Below are 14849 nucleotides of genomic sequence, written 5' to 3' on the forward strand. Positions count from 1 at the left end.
GAGCGGCTCAAGCAACTTATCAACGAAAAACGGCCCGGGCGCTCTTGCGCTCGGGCCGTCAAGTCCAGACCGTTTCGTTATACCGTTCGAGTCCTCAAAAGAGACCTTAACTGAACGGCATTAGACCGCGAGGCCGCCCTTTTTCATATCCGCGATACTCGCGACATCCGTACGACCCGATGCTCAGAAGTCGATACGCGCGTTGAGCGACACCGTGCGCGGATCGCCCGGCGAGATGTAGTCGGCGTACTGGTACTCCCAGTAGCGTTTGTTCGTGATGTTGTCGAGTGCGGCACGGAAGGTCACGCCATATCCGCCGATCTTCGTCGCATACGTCGCGCCGACGTTGAAGAGCGTATAGCCGCCCGCCTTCAGATCGCCCGCAGGACGCACGGTGGTATTGCCCGTGAACTTCGCATCGGCGCCAACTTTGAGGCCCGGCACGTACGGCACGCTATACGTCACATGACCCGCAGCGACGAAGCCGGGCGCACCCGCAACGCGGTTGCCGTCGAACGACGAACCGCGCTCGTACTTCGTGTGCAGCCACATCAGGTCGCCACCGATCGCCCAGCCCGCGCCGAGCCGCACATCCGCGCCCGCTTCGGCGCCTTCGAAAATCGACTCGCCGTCCTGCACGTAGACATTCGCGCTGTTCGCGTATTCCGCGCCGCGCTCGATGCGGAACAGCGCCGCGCTCGCGCTCCAGCGCGTCTGCTCGGTCTTGATGCCGACTTCGTACTGCTTGCTGCGCAGCGGGTTGAGCATCTGCCCGGCATTCGCATACGTGAAGTCGACGATCGAACCGGCTTCGAGCGATTCGACATAGCTCGTGTAGATCGTCGTGGTCGGCGCGAGCTTGAACATCAACGCGACGGAAGGCGTGAGCACGCCGCTCTGGCTGTAGTGCGAACTCGTCGCGCCAGTCAGCGTGTAGCCGTTCTGCTCGTAGTTGGTGTAACGCACGCCGCCGAGCACCGACCAGCGTTCCGTCAACTGGATCGTATCGCTCGCGAACAGCGCTTTTTGCGTGATGTCGCCCGCGCGGTACGTCGTGAGGCCTTCGGGGCTGTAGAGGTAGTTGTTGTTCGGCGAATAGATGTTGCCGTTACCGATGAACTCGTACGCGCTGGTCGCTTCGTACTCGTTCACCTGCTTCTGCCACGCGGCGCCGAATACCAGCTGATGCTGGAACGGTCCCGTCTTCACGTTGCCTTCGACCATCGCCTGCCACAAGCTCAGACGATGTCCTTCCTTGCCGGCGAAGCGGTAATCCGTGTAATCGCCCGACGGGTTCTCCAGGAAGAACGTGCTCTCGTTACGATCGCGGAAGCTCTTGCTGAAGCTGTAGGTGAGGCTCGCTGTCCAGTCGGGCGTCAGGTTGTAGTGAAGGCCCGCTGTGTACAGCTGGAGATTCGTGTTCAGGTGCTGCGACGCGTTGCCGAGATTGTCGGTGGAGCCGCTGACCGTCGTCGGCAGCGACGTGCCGACATATTGCGCCGTCGAAATCGAGCCGCCCTGCCCCGTCGCGTGATGATCCTGATACAGCGCGCCGAACGTCGCCGTGAGGTCGCGCGTGATGCGCGCGTCGAGCGCGAGCGAGAACGCGTCGCGGCGGATGTTGCCGTCGTTGTACGTCTGCCCTTCTTCGTGCGTCGCGTTCAGGCGATAGCCGAACATGCCGTTCGGACCGGCACGCCCGCCGAGATCCGCGTGCTCGCTCCATACGCCGTCGTTGCGATAGCCGAGATCGACGCTGCGAATCGGCGTATCGCCGACCGGCGGCTTCTTCGTCACGTAGTTGACGACGCCACCCGGCGCGCCGAAGCCATACATGAAACCGGACAGCCCCTTCAGCAGTTCGACGCGTTCCAGCTGCTCGTACGGCATCGTGATGCCGTAGCTGTTGAACGGCAATCCGTCGATCTTGAAGCCGTTCTGCCAGTCGAGCTGCATGCCGCGCACGCTCAGATACGTCGCCCATGCGCTGTACGGATTGCCGTTGTCGGAGACGGATGCATCGCGCGCGAACACGTCGCCGAGCTTCTGCGGTTGCATGTCCTGCAGTTCTTCGCTGGTGACGACGGTCGTCGAGAACGGCGTGTCGAGCTGAGTACGTGTGCCGAGCGCGCCGCTGCTGACGTCGGTGTTCAGATGCTGCAGCGAGTCTTGCGCAGCCGTCACCTTGACGACGGGCAACGCCTTGTCGGCGGCTGCGTCGCTAGCCGAGCCGGCCGCGGCGGCGTTCGCCGCATTGCCTGTGGCTTCGGACTGCGCATACGCGCTCTGGCTGGCAACGAATGCCAGCAGCGCGGCAACGTGCAGCGCGCCCATCACAGGCGCCTTCTTGCGGTGTTGCTGACCCGCCCCTTTTCCGATCATCTTTTTCATTGTTGTTCCCGAGCATCCATGCGAAAAACCGTGCAATGAGAATCATTCCCATTTATACAAGGGCGAATGATGCCGGAACTGTTGGTCTTCTGTAAACGTTTATCTGCGACATTTTGTCGCGTCGGCATAAAACCGCAGGCGCTTTGCCTCTTCGAAGTCAGCACGGGTTTACGAAACACTTGCGACATCTGCCCGCGCCCAATAAGATGCGAATCATTCTTATTCAGAGGCAGTGCGCCGTCATGTCCGTCACTTTTCCGCCGTCCATGCCCGTCGTTTCCGGCGGGAGTCGTGCATGAGACCGCTGTTCGTGCGGCTGCATCGCTGGTTCGGCATCGGGACGGCGCTGTTTCTGTTCGTCGCGGGGCTGACGGGCGCATTGATCGCGTGGGATCACGAACTCGACGCGATGCTCAACCCGACGTTCTTCTATTCGCGTAACGACGCGCAGCCGCTGCCGTCGCTGGAACTCGCGCGCCGTGTCGAAGCGAACGATCCACGCTTGCAGGTGACTTACCTGCCGCTCTCCGTCGAACCTGGACACGCGTTGCAGATGATGGTGCTGCCCCGCGTCGATCCGAAGACGAAGCAGCCGTATCCGCTCGACTTCAACCAGATCGCCGTCGATCCCGCCACAGGCGCGATTCAGAGCCGCCGCGAATGGGGCGCGTTGTCCGTCGCGCGTCTCAATCTGATGCCGTTCATCTACAAGCTGCACTACACGCTGTTCCTGCCGTTCACGCGCGGCATCGACATCGGCACATGGCTGATGGGCATCGTCGGAATCGTGTGGATTTTCGACAGCGTGATCGCGCTCGTGCTGTCATTTCCGAGCATGAAGGCGTGGAAGAAGTCGTTCGCGTTTCGCGTGCGGCGCGGTGGCTATGCGCTCACGTTCGACCTGCACCGGTCGGGCGGCGTGTGGATCTGGGGCTTGCTTCTGATGATGGCGGTGACGTCGGTGTCGATGAATCTGTCCGCGCCCGTCGTCCAGCCGATCGTCAAGCTCTTCTCGACTGTGACGCCGACGCCTTTCACCGATCCTTCGCTGCTGCCCAACGCCAAGCCGGATGAAGCTCCTATCGCGCGCGAACAGGTTCTGAAGCTGGCCGAACAGGCGCGCGCCGACAAACATATCGAAGCACCGGCGGGCGCGATCTACTACGCGCCGATGTTCCACGTGTACGGCATAGGCTATTTCACCGCCGGCGACGACCACGGCGACGGCGGTCTCGGCAATGCGTGGACGTACTGGAATGCGCAGAACGGCCAGCCGCTCGGCGCGCAGATTCCCGGCAAGGGCACGGCAGGCGACCTGTTCATGCAGGCACAATTCCCTCTGCATTCGGGGCGCATCCTCGGCATCGGCGGACGCATTCTGATCAGCTGCGTCGGCTTGATGGTCGCCGTGCTGAGCGCCACCGGCCTGCTGATCTGGCTGAAGAAGATGAACGCACGCCGCCAGGCGTCGAGCGCGCGCAAGACAGCGGCGCGCGTGGTTCAAGCGCAGACGGAAAGCGCCGCTTCACGGTAACGCTGCCGCTCTTTCGACAATAAAAAAACCGGCGCGGCCCATCAAGGCACGCGCCGGTTTCACGAAAACAAAAAAACAATCAGCGGAACACGACCGTCTTGCTGCCGTTCAGCACGATCCGATGTTCGACGTGCCACTTCACGGCGCGCGCCAGTGTCACGCATTCGACGTCGCGGCCGATCGCGGTCAGCTGATCCGGCGTCATGCTGTGATCGACGCGCTCCACTTCCTGCTCGATGATCGGGCCTTCGTCGAGGTCCGTCGTCACGTAGTGCGCCGTTGCGCCGATCAGCTTCACGCCGCGATCGAATGCCTGGTAATACGGCTTCGCGCCCTTGAAGCTCGGCAGGAACGAATGATGAATGTTGATCGCGCGCCCCGTCAGCCGCGCGCACAGTTCCGGCGACAGAATCTGCATATAGCGCGCGAGCACCACGAGGTCTGCCTTGCATTCGTCGATTACTTCGAGCACGCGTGCTTCCTGATGCGCTTTCGTATCGCTCGACGTCAGCGGGAAGTGATGGAACGGAATGTCGTAGCTCGCGGCGAGCTGATAGAACTCCTTGTGGTTCGAGATGATGGCCGGAATCTCGATGTTCAGCTGCCCCGTACGATAGCGAAACAGCAGATCGTTCAGACAATGGCCGATCTTCGACACCATGATCACGACGCGCGGCTTCACGTTCGCATCGTGCAGTTCCCAACGCATGCCGAACTGCTCGGCGAGCGTCGCAAACGCTTCGCGCAGCGCGTCGAGACCGGGATCGCCGCCCACCTGCTGGAAGTGGACGCGCATGAAAAATTCGCCCGTGTGGCTGTCGCCGAATTGCGCGGAGTCGAGGATGTTGCTGCCACGCTCGAACAGAAAGCCCGAAACGGCGTGAACGATGCCGGGCCGGTCGGCGCACGACAGTTTGAGAATAAAGCTGTGTTCGGTCGACATGACCTCGGTGACTCCCTTCTTCAGTGCGTGTTGCTTGATGTGGATTGCGGCGTTTCGGGCACTGCGCGTTGCTTCAATCGAGAACGGGCGACTCGAACAGCGCGTCGATACCGGCGCACGCGTCCTCGTCGATCCAGCGGCGGCGCAACAGGCAATCGAGCGTCGCGAGACTGGCATCGACGGTCATCGCACCTTCTTCGATCGCCTGCGCAACATCTTCGATGCGCGCCAGCCGATGCTCGCCGACTTCGCCGTCCTGATTGCGCGGCGCGAAGTCTTCGGGCAACGCGAGGTCGTAGATGAAAATCTGCTCGGCCTGCGTGCCTTCGGGCAGTGACTGCAGCACGTGCGCCGTGCGTCCCGCGACTGCGCGCGCGGCGATCTCTTCCGGAATGCCCGCTTCTTCCCAGCACTCCTTGACGATCGTTTCGGCGAGGCTGAAACCCCAGCCGATGCCGCCTGCGACGACGTTGTCGAGCATGCCGGGATCGGTTGCCTTCGTCTCGCTGCGGCGCGCGATCCACAGTTGCGGCGCGCGATCCACGTATTCTACGACGCCGTTCAGATGCACCGCGTACGTCATCGTGCCGAAAAAGCGCGACGCCGCGCGCTCGATATACGCGAGCGGCGGTGCATCGAAAGCGTTGCGGATCGCGTAGGTTTCATCGCGCCAGCCGGGAATGCGGCCCTCGGCTGCAAGCGCACCGATCACCGAGCCGAGCGCCGCGCTACGCAGATCGACCGTGTCGAATTGCGGCGCCAGCAGCACGCGCTGCGCGTCGATGTCGAACACGTCGGGCCAGCGCGCGAGCAACGGGACATCGTTCGCGCGAATCCAGCCGACGCGCTCATCGCCGATCACGAACGGCAGATGCAACGCACGATCGAAACGGCGCGCGGCGACGATGCAAGGCAAAGACATTGAAAACTCCGTACAGCGTGATGGATGAAGCGCAAGCAAAAGTACCAACCCGACTCAGTCGCGCAACGCGACGCGAATACCGATCGCGATGAAGGTCGCACCTGCGAGACGATCGAGCCACACACCCGCGCGCGGACGGCGCTTCAGCCATCCGCCGATCATGCCCGCACACACGCCGAACAACGAAAACACGATAACCGTTTGCAGCATGAACAGCGCGCCCAGTTCGAGCATCTGCAGCGTGACGCTTTGCGCGCCATGCGGGTCGACGAATTGCGGCAGGAACACGACGAAGAACAGTGTGACCTTCGGGTTCAGCATGTTGCCGATCACGCTCTGCCGGAAGATCGACGAAAGCGGCTGCGGCGGGCGTTCGTGCGCCGTCGCGAGTCCTTTGCTGCGCAATGCCTTGATACCAATCCAGATCAGATACGCAGCGCCCGCGAGCTTGAGCACCTCGAACGCGACGGGCGACGAGCGCAGCACGGCCGCGATGCCGAGCGCGGCAAGCGTGGTGTGAAATGAAATGCCCGCCGCGAAGCCGAGCGCCGCGACGAAGCCCGCTGCGCGCCCCTGCGAAATGCCGCGCGCGAGAACCTGCAGATTGTCGGGACCGGGTGCGAACGTGATCGCTATCGACGTCGCGAGAAAAAGCAGGAAGTTGGGCATCGCGCAAACACTCCGTTGACTGAGATCAGTGGCCGCCGAACGACGTGACGGTGAAGAGCGGCAGGCCCGCGCCGCGCAGCAGCTTCGAGCCGCCAAGGTCGGGCAGATCGACGATCGCCGCGCCTTCGATCACCGTCGCACCGAGCCGTTCGAGCAGCTTCTTGCCCGCCATCATCGTGCCGCCCGTCGCGATCAGATCGTCGACGATCACGACGCGGTCACCCTGCTTGCAGGCGTCCTCGTGAATTTCCACAGTTGCCGAGCCGTATTCGAGTTCGTACGATTCGGACACCGTCTTGTACGGCAGCTTGCCGATCTTGCGGATCGGGATGAAGCCGAGATTCAACTCATACGCGAGAATCGGCCCGATGATGAAACCGCGCGCGTCGAGACCGGCCACGTAGTCGAGCTTCTGGTCGATATAACGCTGCACGAACAGGTCGATCAGCACGCGCAGCGATTTCGGCTTTTGCAGAAGCGGCGTGATGTCGCGGAACTGCACGCCGGCCTGCGGCCAGTCGGGCACTGTTCGAATTTCGCTGTTGATGTATTCGGCCGGATCGAATGGCTGATTCGCGGGCGCGTTGGACATGATGACTCCAGACGGGTCTGTGACGACCCCGATATTTCCAGTGAATTGCCTGAATGCAGCACGCGTCCGTAAAACGAGGGGAACGGCGCGCGCCGCGTGATCTACGGTGAAGAACGACAGCAAGCGTCAGGCCGCCGCCGCGCCCGCACGCCGATGCTTCGACAGACGCTCTTCCGCTTCCGCCAGCGCTTCGGGCAAACCGCGCAGCACGACGATGTCGCTCGCGCGCAGCTTGGTCGACGGATCGGGCTCGACACCGCGAATGCCATGCCGGCGGATCGCCGTCACCTCGACGCCGAGATCGAACAGCCCGAGTTCTTCGAGCGTGCGACCGACGGCATCGGCCTTTTCGTCGACGGGCACCGATTGTAGCCGCACCTGCTCGTGACCGTCGTCGTCATCCACGTCGTCGGCGCCGTGGAAGTAGCCGCGCAGCAGACTATAACGCTCGTCGCGCAGTTCCTCGACACGCCGCACGACGCGGCGCATCGGCACGCCCATCACGACCAGCGTGTGCGAGGCGAGCATCAGGCTGCCTTCGACGATCTCCGGAATCACTTCCGTCGCGCCCGCCGCGAGCAGCTTTTCGAGGTCGCTGTCGTCGACAGTGCGCACGATCACGGGCAACGTCGGCTCGAGTTCGTGAATGTTGTGCAGCACGCGCAGCGCCGACGGCGTGTTCGCATACGTGATCGCCACGGTTGCCGCACGGTGGATACCCGCTGCGAGCAGCGACTCGCGCCGCCCGGCGTCGCCGAACACGACCGATTCGCCCGCCGCCGCAGCGGCCGCCACGCGGTCGGGATCGAGGTCGAGCGCGACATACGACAGCCCTTCATGCTCCAGCATGCGCGCGAGGTTCTGTCCGGCGCGGCCGTAGCCGCAGATGATCACGTGACCGCTCTGCTTCAGGCTTTGCGTCGCGATGCGCGTCATCTGCAACGACTGCATCATCCATTCTGTCGACGACAGCCGCAGCACGATGCGGTCCGCGTTCTGGATCATGAACGGCGCGGCGAGCATCGACAGCAGCATTGCGGCGAGAATCGCCTGCAACAGCGTTGCGTCGACCAGGTGTTTATCGAGAATCAGGTTGAGCAGCACGAAGCCGAATTCGCCCGCCTGCGCAAGCCCGATACCCGTGCGCATCGCCACGCCCGGCGTTGCGCCGAACAGACGCGCGAGGCCCGTGATCATCACCGCTTTCAGCAGCACCGGGCCGATCAGGAACGCGAGCACGATCAGCGGATGCTCCCAGATCACGCGCGGATTGAGCAGCATGCCCGTCGTCACGAAGAAGAGACCAAGCAGCACATCGCGAAACGGCTTGATGTCTTCTTCCACCTGATGACGGTACGGCGTTTCGGCGATCAGCATGCCCGCGATGAACGCGCCGAGCGCGAGCGACAGGCCGAATTTATCCGTGATGAACGCGGCGCCCAGCGTGACGAGCAGCAGGTTCAGGATGAACAGTTCCTGCGAGCGGCGCCGCGCGACGACGTTGAACCAGCGCGTCATGAACTTCTGTCCGACGATCAGCAGCAGCGCCAGCGCGATCACGATCTTGATCGATGCGATGCCGAGCGACCTGACGAGATCGTCCGAACTGCCGCCGAGCGCCGCAATGACGATCAGCAGCGGCACCACGGCCAGATCCTGGAACAGCAGCACGCCGAAGATATTGCGGCCGTGCTCGGTTTCGATTTCGAGCCGCTCCGCGAGCATCTTGCTGACGATGGCCGTCGACGACATCGCCAGCGCGCCGCCCAGCGCGACGCTCGCCTGCCATGAGATATGCACCCAGCGCTCGAACACGAAACCGAGCGACACCGCCACGGCGATCGTGCCGAGCACTTGCAACAGCCCCAGTCCAAACACGAGCCGGCGCATCGAGCGCAACTTCGCGAGCGAAAACTCCAGCCCGATCGAGAACATCAGGAACACGACACCGAATTCCGCGAGGTTCTGCGCGCCGACCGAGTCGGGCACGATGCCGAACGCGTGCGGCCCGACCACGATCCCGACGGACAGATAGCCGAGCATCGGCGGCAGGTTCAGATAGCGGAACACGACGACGCCCACCACTGAAGCCAGCAGCAGGAACAGCGTCATTTCGAGCGGCGAAATCATCGGCAAAAGCGCATCCGGGTGAGCGTCCTGGTTCGTCGGCGAAGCCACGCGCAAACGCCCGCGCAGCAAGGTTGAGGGGCCCGTGAAGGCAATGTCCGGAAAGGTCGTTCCCGGCGCGGCGAACATGCGCCTTTGCTATACTCTCCGGATGATAGCGAAAATCAATGGCGACCGGGCACTTGCGCTCGCTCGCGACGTGCTCGACATCGAAGCGGACGCCGTGCGCGCCCTTCGCGACCATCTCGACGACGCATTCGTCGAAGCAATCGATTTCATCCTTGGCTGCCGTGGACGCGTGGTCGTGTCCGGCATCGGCAAATCCGGTCATATCGCGCGCAAGCTCGCGGCGACGCTCGCCAGCACGGGCACGCCCGCGTTCTTCGTGCATCCCGCCGAAGCGAGCCACGGCGACCTCGGTATGGTGACCGCGGACGACGTGTTCATTGGCCTGTCGAATTCCGGCGAGTCGGAAGAACTCGTCGCGATCCTGCCGCTCGTCAAGCGCCTCGGCGCGAAGATGATCGCAATGACAGGCCGCCCTGGCTCGAGCCTCGCGAAGATCGCCGACGTGCATCTATATTGCGGCGTCGAAAAAGAAGCGTGTCCGCACAATCTCGCGCCGACAGCCAGCACGACGGCCGCGCTTGCGCTCGGCGACGCGCTCGCCGTTGCCGTGCTCGAAGCGCGCGGCTTCGGCGCCGACGATTTCGCACGCTCGCATCCGGGCGGCGCGCTCGGCCGCCGCCTGCTGACCTACGTGCGCGATGTGATGCGCACGGGCGACCAGATTCCGAAGGTGCTGTTCGACGCGACCGTGCGCGACGCGCTGTTCCAGTTGACGGCGAAACGCATGGGCATGACCGCCATCGTCGACGAAAACGAGCGGGTCAAGGGCATCTTCACCGACGGCGACCTGCGCCGCGTGCTCGAGCGCGACGGCGATTTCCGCGCGCTGACTATCGATTCCGTAATGACGCACGGCCCGCGCACCATCGGTCCCGACCGCCTCGCCGTCGAAGCCGTGGAACTGATGGAACGCCATCGGATCAATCAGATGCTCGTCGTCGATGAAGCAGGCAAGCTGATCGGCGCGCTCAACATGCATGATCTGTTTTCGAAGAAGGTGATCTGATGGCCCCTGCCGCCCTGACCGCCGCCGAACGCGCGAGCCGCGTGAAGCTGATGATTTTCGACGTCGATGGCGTGCTCACCGACGGCGGCCTGCTGTTTACAGCCCAGGGCGACACGATGAAAGCGTTCAACTCGATGGATGGCCACGGCGCGAAGCTGCTGCGCGAAGCCGGCATCGACACGGCGATCATCACGGGGCGTCAATCGGAGATCGTCGCGAAGCGCGCGGAAAATCTGCGCATCACGCATGTCTATCAAGGCGTCGAGCACAAGCTGGCGGCATTTGAGCAGTTGATGAAGGAAACAGGCCGCACGCCCGAAGAATGCGGCTATATGGGCGACGATTGGGTCGATCTCGCCGTCATGCTGAAAGTCGGCTTCGCGGCCGCGCCGGCAAACTCGCATCCCGAAGTGATCGCGCGTGCGCACTGGGTCAGCGAAGCTCGAGGCGGCCACGGCGCCGTGCGCGAAGTGTGCGACGCGCTGCTGCGCGCGCAAGGCCGCTACGACGAACTGCTCGCAGCCGCATGCAGCGGCGCGATGCCGCGAGGCCTCGTCGGATGAACCAGTTTCGCTGGACTTCGCTGATTCCGCTCGTCGCGATGGCGGCGCTCGCCGGCGTCACGTACTGGCTGCTGCAGGCCACCCGGCCGCATCAGGACGAAGGCCTCATCAAGCCGAAGCAGCACACGCCCGACTATTTCGCGGACAACTTCTCGGTGTCCGAGCTCGATCAGTCGGGCTCGACGCAATACCGCCTCACGGCAGCGAACCTCGTTCATTACGAGGACGACGAAGTGAGCGACCTGGTCAAACCGGCCATGCGCGCGTTCCAGCCCGGCAAGCCCGTCGTCACGGCGACAGGGGACACGGGCAAGGTGAACGGCGACGTGTCGATCGTCGATCTGTACGGCAACGCGCGCATCGTGCGTGACGCGGGCGGCGTCGACCCGAGAATGCAGGCCGATTCGTCGCATTTCCGCGTGCTCGTGAACGACGATGTGATCGAGACGGAAAAGCCGGTTAAACTTCAGCGCGGCCAGTCGATCATGACGGCCAGCGGCATGAACTACAACAATGTCACCCGGGTAATCCAGCTCTTCGGCAACGTGCGTGGCGCCATTGCCCCGGCCGACTCCGGCGGCTCCCAGTAGCAACCCGGGTAAATCCATTCCAGCGTGACTGCATGAACGAATCGTTCCCCCGTTTTGAGTCCGGCCACACGCGCGCGCTCCGCGTGAGCCGCGCCGGGCTTGCGGCACTTTTGATCGCATTGCCGTTTGCCGGCTTTGCGCCGCTTGCGCACGCCGAACGTGCCGACAAGGACAAACCGCTCAATATCGAAGCGGACAACATGACGTATGACGACCTCAAGCAGGTCAATATTTTTACCGGCCACGTGGTCGCGACCAAAGGCACCATCCTGATCCGCGCAGACCGCGTCGAAGTGACGCAGGATCCGCAGGGATACCAGTATGCAACGGGCACGTCGACGGGTAAGAACCTCGCGTACTTCCGCCAGAAGCGCGACGGCGTCGACGAATATATCGACGGCGATGCCGAACGCATCGACTACGACGGCAAGCAGGATCTGACCACGCTGACCACGCGCGCGACCGTGCGCCGTCTGCAAGGCACGAACACGATCATGGACGAAGTGCATGGCAGCGTGATCACCTACGACGGCCAGAACGACTTCTACACGGCGAAGGCCGGCAAGGATGTCGCGAGCCCGGGCAATCCGAATGGCCGCGTGCGCGCGATGCTGTCGCCGCGCAACGGCGGCGCCCAGCCGCTCAGCGGCCCGTCGGCGACGCTCCAGCCCGCCAATCAATTCCCGGCACAAGGAACGACGAAGCCGTGAGCGCCCCAGCCCTTCCCAACCGAAAGCCGGCCGGCACCAGCAGTTCGCTCGTCGTTCGCAATCTGAAGAAGCGCTATGGCTCGCGCACGGTCGTCAAGGACGTCTCGCTCGACGTGAAAAGCGGCGAAGTGGTCGGCCTGCTCGGCCCGAACGGCGCGGGCAAGACAACCTCGTTCTATATGATCGTCGGCCTCGTGCCGCTCGATGCCGGCGAGATCGATCTCGACGGCAAGTCGATCAGCCTTCTGCCCATCCACAAGCGCGCGTCGCTCGGACTGTCGTATCTGCCACAGGAAGCGTCCGTCTTCCGCAAGCTTTCCGTCGAGCAAAACATCCGCGCGGTGCTCGAACTGCAGGTCGGCGACGACGGCAAGCGGCTGTCGAAAGACGCGATTGCGTCGCGCACAGAAGCGCTGCTCGACGAACTGCAAATCTCGCATCTGCGTGAAAATCCGGCGCTGTCGCTGTCGGGCGGCGAACGCCGCCGCGTCGAAATCGCTCGTGCACTCGCGACGAACCCGAGCTTCATCCTGCTCGACGAACCGTTCGCGGGCGTCGACCCGATCGCCGTTCTGGAAATCCAGAAGATCGTGAAGTTTCTGAAGCAGCGCAACATCGGCGTGCTCATCACGGACCACAACGTCCGGGAAACGCTCGGTATCTGCGATCATGCCTACATCATCAGCGACGGCAGCGTGCTCGCAGCAGGCGCACCCGGCGACATCATTGAAAACGAGAGTGTGCGCCGCGTCTATCTGGGCGAACACTTCCGCATGTAAGCGCGCACGCGACGCGTGAGCGCCGCGTGCCGCCCCGCCCTACGGCCCTCGTTCCGGGCCGTTTCAAAAACAGGTTCAGTAATTTTGACGGGCTACGCTGGCGCGTGATCGCTCGCGTTACGCGCGTGGTACGGCCGTCCGCGCCAAAATCTGATGCACACGCGTTTTTGCGGGTGTCGGAAGGTATCGCGGTCGTGGCAAACTCTCTACAATGAATCACACATTGCCATGAAAGCCAGCCTCCAACTCCGCCTGTCGCAGCATCTTGCGCTGACACCACAACTGCAACAGTCCATCCGGCTGCTGCAGCTGTCTACGCTCGAACTGCAACAGGAAGTCTCGATGGCGATCGCACAGAATCCGCTGCTCGAAGCGGAGGACGACTGGATCGCGAGTCCGTTGCGCGTCGCCGCCGACGGTACCGTGATCGCGCAGACAACGCAGAACACCCCGCCGGAGGAAATGTCGAGTGCGCCGCCGTCGTCTTCGTCCACCTCGTCCAGTGAAGGCTCGGATAACGCCGAGCCACAGGGCGTCGACGAATACAACGGGCTGGGTTCGGATGCGAATGGCGATTCGAGCCAGTGGAACCTCGACGACTACGGCCGTTCGGGCAACGCATCGGACGACGACGATCTGCCGCCGCTGCAAATCCACGAATCGACCACGACGCTGCGCGATCACCTGACTGCTCAACTTCGCGTGACGCAGGCCAGCCCGCGCGATCGCGCGCTCGTCACGTTCCTGATCGAATCGCTCGACGACGACGGCTATCTGACGGCCACGTTCGACGAAATACTCGCCGACCTGCCCGAAGAACTCGAAGTCGATACTGACGAACTGAACGCAGCACTGGCGTTGCTGCATAGCTTCGATCCCGCGGGCGTCGGCGCGCGTTCGGCGTCCGAATGTCTGCGCCTGCAGCTGTGCCGGCTCGATCCGTCGCCTACGCGCACGCTTGCACTCGACATCGTCGCGCATCACCTGGAACTGCTCGCCGCCCGCGATTTCACGCGTCTGCGCAAGTACCTGAAGGCCAGCGACGACGATCTGCGCGACGCCCATGCGCTGATCCGCTCGCTCGAACCGTTCCCTGGTGCAGCGTATGGCAAGGCCGAAGCGGACTACGTCGTGCCCGACATCATGGTGCGCAAAACGGCACAGGGATGGCAGGCGGAACTGAATCCGGAAGTCGTGCCGAAGCTGCGTATCAACCATCTGTACGCGAATATCCTGCGCAACAATCGTGGTGATCCGGGCAGCGGTTCGCTGCGGCAGCAACTGCAGGAAGCGCGTTGGTTGATCAAGAACATCCAGCAACGATTCGAGACGATCCTGCGTGTCGCGCAGGCAATTGTGGAGCGTCAAAAGAACTTTTTCGCCCACGGCGAAATTGCCATGCGCCCCTTGGTTTTGCGGGAAATAGCTGATACGCTGGGTTTACACGAGTCGACGGTCTCGCGTGTGACAACCGGCAAGTACATGCTCACCCCATTCGGGACGCTTGAATTTAAGTACTTCTTCGGATCGCACGTGTCCACCGACACGGGGGGCGCGGCCTCTTCCACGGCCATTCGCGCACTCATCAAGCAACTGATAGGAGCAGAAGACACCAAATCTCCTCTTTCAGACAGCCGCATTGCCGAACTGCTGGCAGAACAGGGTTTCGTCGTAGCGCGCCGTACAGTTGCGAAATACCGCGAAGCACTGAAGATCCCGGCAGTCAATCTGCGCAAGTCTCTGTAGCCCGCTACCTCCTGTGGCGGGTATTTTCCGGCCGCGCCGCTGTTTGGCGGAGCAGGCTGGCCGATGCGACCTGCCAGTAGCCTGTCAACGGGGGACAGCGTGGCGGATTGCGAGATCGACCGGCGCTCGCGCGATTCATGCGGACCAG

At 62.9% G+C, this 14849-nt stretch carries 13 protein-coding genes; 7 read left to right on the top strand and 6 right to left on the bottom strand.

All coding sequences use genetic code 11. The annotated features are described in order from the left end of the window. Positions 1 to 183: 183 nt before the first annotated feature. Positions 184 to 2334, bottom strand: a complete 2151-nt coding sequence (locus G3N95_RS38825; RefSeq protein WP_205975402.1) for a TonB-dependent receptor — start codon at positions 2332 to 2334, stop codon at positions 184 to 186. Positions 2335 to 2686: 352 nt separating this feature from the next. Here G3N95_RS38825 and G3N95_RS38830 point away from each other — a divergent pair, with 352 nt between their 5' ends. After that, positions 2687 to 3925 carry a PepSY-associated TM helix domain-containing protein gene (locus G3N95_RS38830; protein ID WP_205975377.1) on the top strand — a complete coding sequence of 413 codons (1239 nt, stop codon included), beginning with the start codon at positions 2687 to 2689 and terminating at the stop codon, positions 3923 to 3925. Between the two features lie 79 nt (positions 3926 to 4004). Here G3N95_RS38830 and purU read toward each other — a convergent pair whose 3' ends face one another. The 5 genes from purU to G3N95_RS38855 all read right to left on the bottom strand — a co-directional run bounded on the left by purU (position 4005) and on the right by G3N95_RS38855 (position 9181). Next, positions 4005 to 4868, bottom strand: coding sequence for a formyltetrahydrofolate deformylase (gene purU, locus G3N95_RS38835; RefSeq protein ID WP_205975378.1), 864 nt, complete (start codon positions 4866 to 4868; stop codon positions 4005 to 4007). A 73-nt stretch (positions 4869 to 4941) separates the two neighbouring features. Further along, a complete protein-coding gene (locus G3N95_RS38840) occupies positions 4942 to 5790 on the bottom strand; it encodes a DUF4743 domain-containing protein (RefSeq protein WP_205975379.1) in 849 nt (282 codons plus the stop codon). Positions 5791 to 5844: 54 nt separating this feature from the next. Further along, complete coding sequence (locus G3N95_RS38845) at positions 5845 to 6459, bottom strand: LysE family translocator (protein ID WP_205975380.1); 615 nt, start codon at positions 6457 to 6459, stop codon at positions 5845 to 5847. A gap of 25 nt (positions 6460 to 6484) precedes the next feature. After that, positions 6485 to 7051 (bottom strand): adenine phosphoribosyltransferase, encoded by a 567-nt coding sequence (locus tag G3N95_RS38850; protein ID WP_205975381.1) that lies wholly within the window; start codon positions 7049 to 7051, stop codon positions 6485 to 6487. Positions 7052 to 7177: 126 nt separating this feature from the next. Continuing rightward, on the bottom strand, positions 7178 to 9181 hold the full coding sequence (locus tag G3N95_RS38855; RefSeq protein ID WP_205975403.1) for a cation:proton antiporter: 2004 nt from the start codon (positions 9179 to 9181) through the stop codon (positions 7178 to 7180). A 148-nt stretch (positions 9182 to 9329) separates the two neighbouring features. On the opposite strand from G3N95_RS38855, the gene kdsD reads away from it, so the two are divergent. From kdsD to G3N95_RS38885, 6 genes are all read left to right on the top strand, one after another. Continuing rightward, positions 9330 to 10313 carry an arabinose 5-phosphate isomerase KdsD gene (gene kdsD / locus G3N95_RS38860; RefSeq protein ID WP_205975382.1) on the top strand — a complete coding sequence of 328 codons (984 nt, stop codon included), beginning with the start codon at positions 9330 to 9332 and terminating at the stop codon, positions 10311 to 10313. After that, positions 10313 to 10876 carry an HAD family hydrolase gene (locus G3N95_RS38865; protein ID WP_205975383.1) on the top strand — a complete coding sequence of 188 codons (564 nt, stop codon included), beginning with the start codon at positions 10313 to 10315 and terminating at the stop codon, positions 10874 to 10876. Before kdsD ends, G3N95_RS38865 begins: the two co-directional genes overlap by 1 nt. Further along, entirely contained in the window at positions 10873 to 11466 is a 594-nt protein-coding gene (gene lptC, locus G3N95_RS38870) for an LPS export ABC transporter periplasmic protein LptC (RefSeq protein WP_205975384.1), read from the top strand. Before G3N95_RS38865 ends, lptC begins: the two co-directional genes overlap by 4 nt. Before the next feature lie 32 nt (positions 11467 to 11498). Further along, positions 11499 to 12176 carry a lipopolysaccharide transport periplasmic protein LptA gene (gene lptA, locus G3N95_RS38875; RefSeq protein ID WP_205975385.1) on the top strand — a complete coding sequence of 226 codons (678 nt, stop codon included), beginning with the start codon at positions 11499 to 11501 and terminating at the stop codon, positions 12174 to 12176. Continuing rightward, complete coding sequence (gene lptB / locus G3N95_RS38880) at positions 12173 to 12955, top strand: LPS export ABC transporter ATP-binding protein (RefSeq protein ID WP_205975386.1); 783 nt, start codon at positions 12173 to 12175, stop codon at positions 12953 to 12955. The genes lptA and lptB overlap by 4 nt, the downstream gene beginning before the upstream one ends. Positions 12956 to 13183: 228 nt before the next feature. Beyond that, a complete protein-coding gene (locus G3N95_RS38885; RefSeq protein ID WP_205975387.1) occupies positions 13184 to 14701 on the top strand; it encodes an RNA polymerase factor sigma-54 in 1518 nt (505 codons plus the stop codon). Positions 14702 to 14849 lie beyond the last annotated feature (148 nt).

This window comes from Paraburkholderia sp. Tr-20389, from assembly GCF_017104565.1.
Taxonomy (GTDB): Bacteria; Pseudomonadota; Gammaproteobacteria; order Burkholderiales; family Burkholderiaceae; genus Paraburkholderia.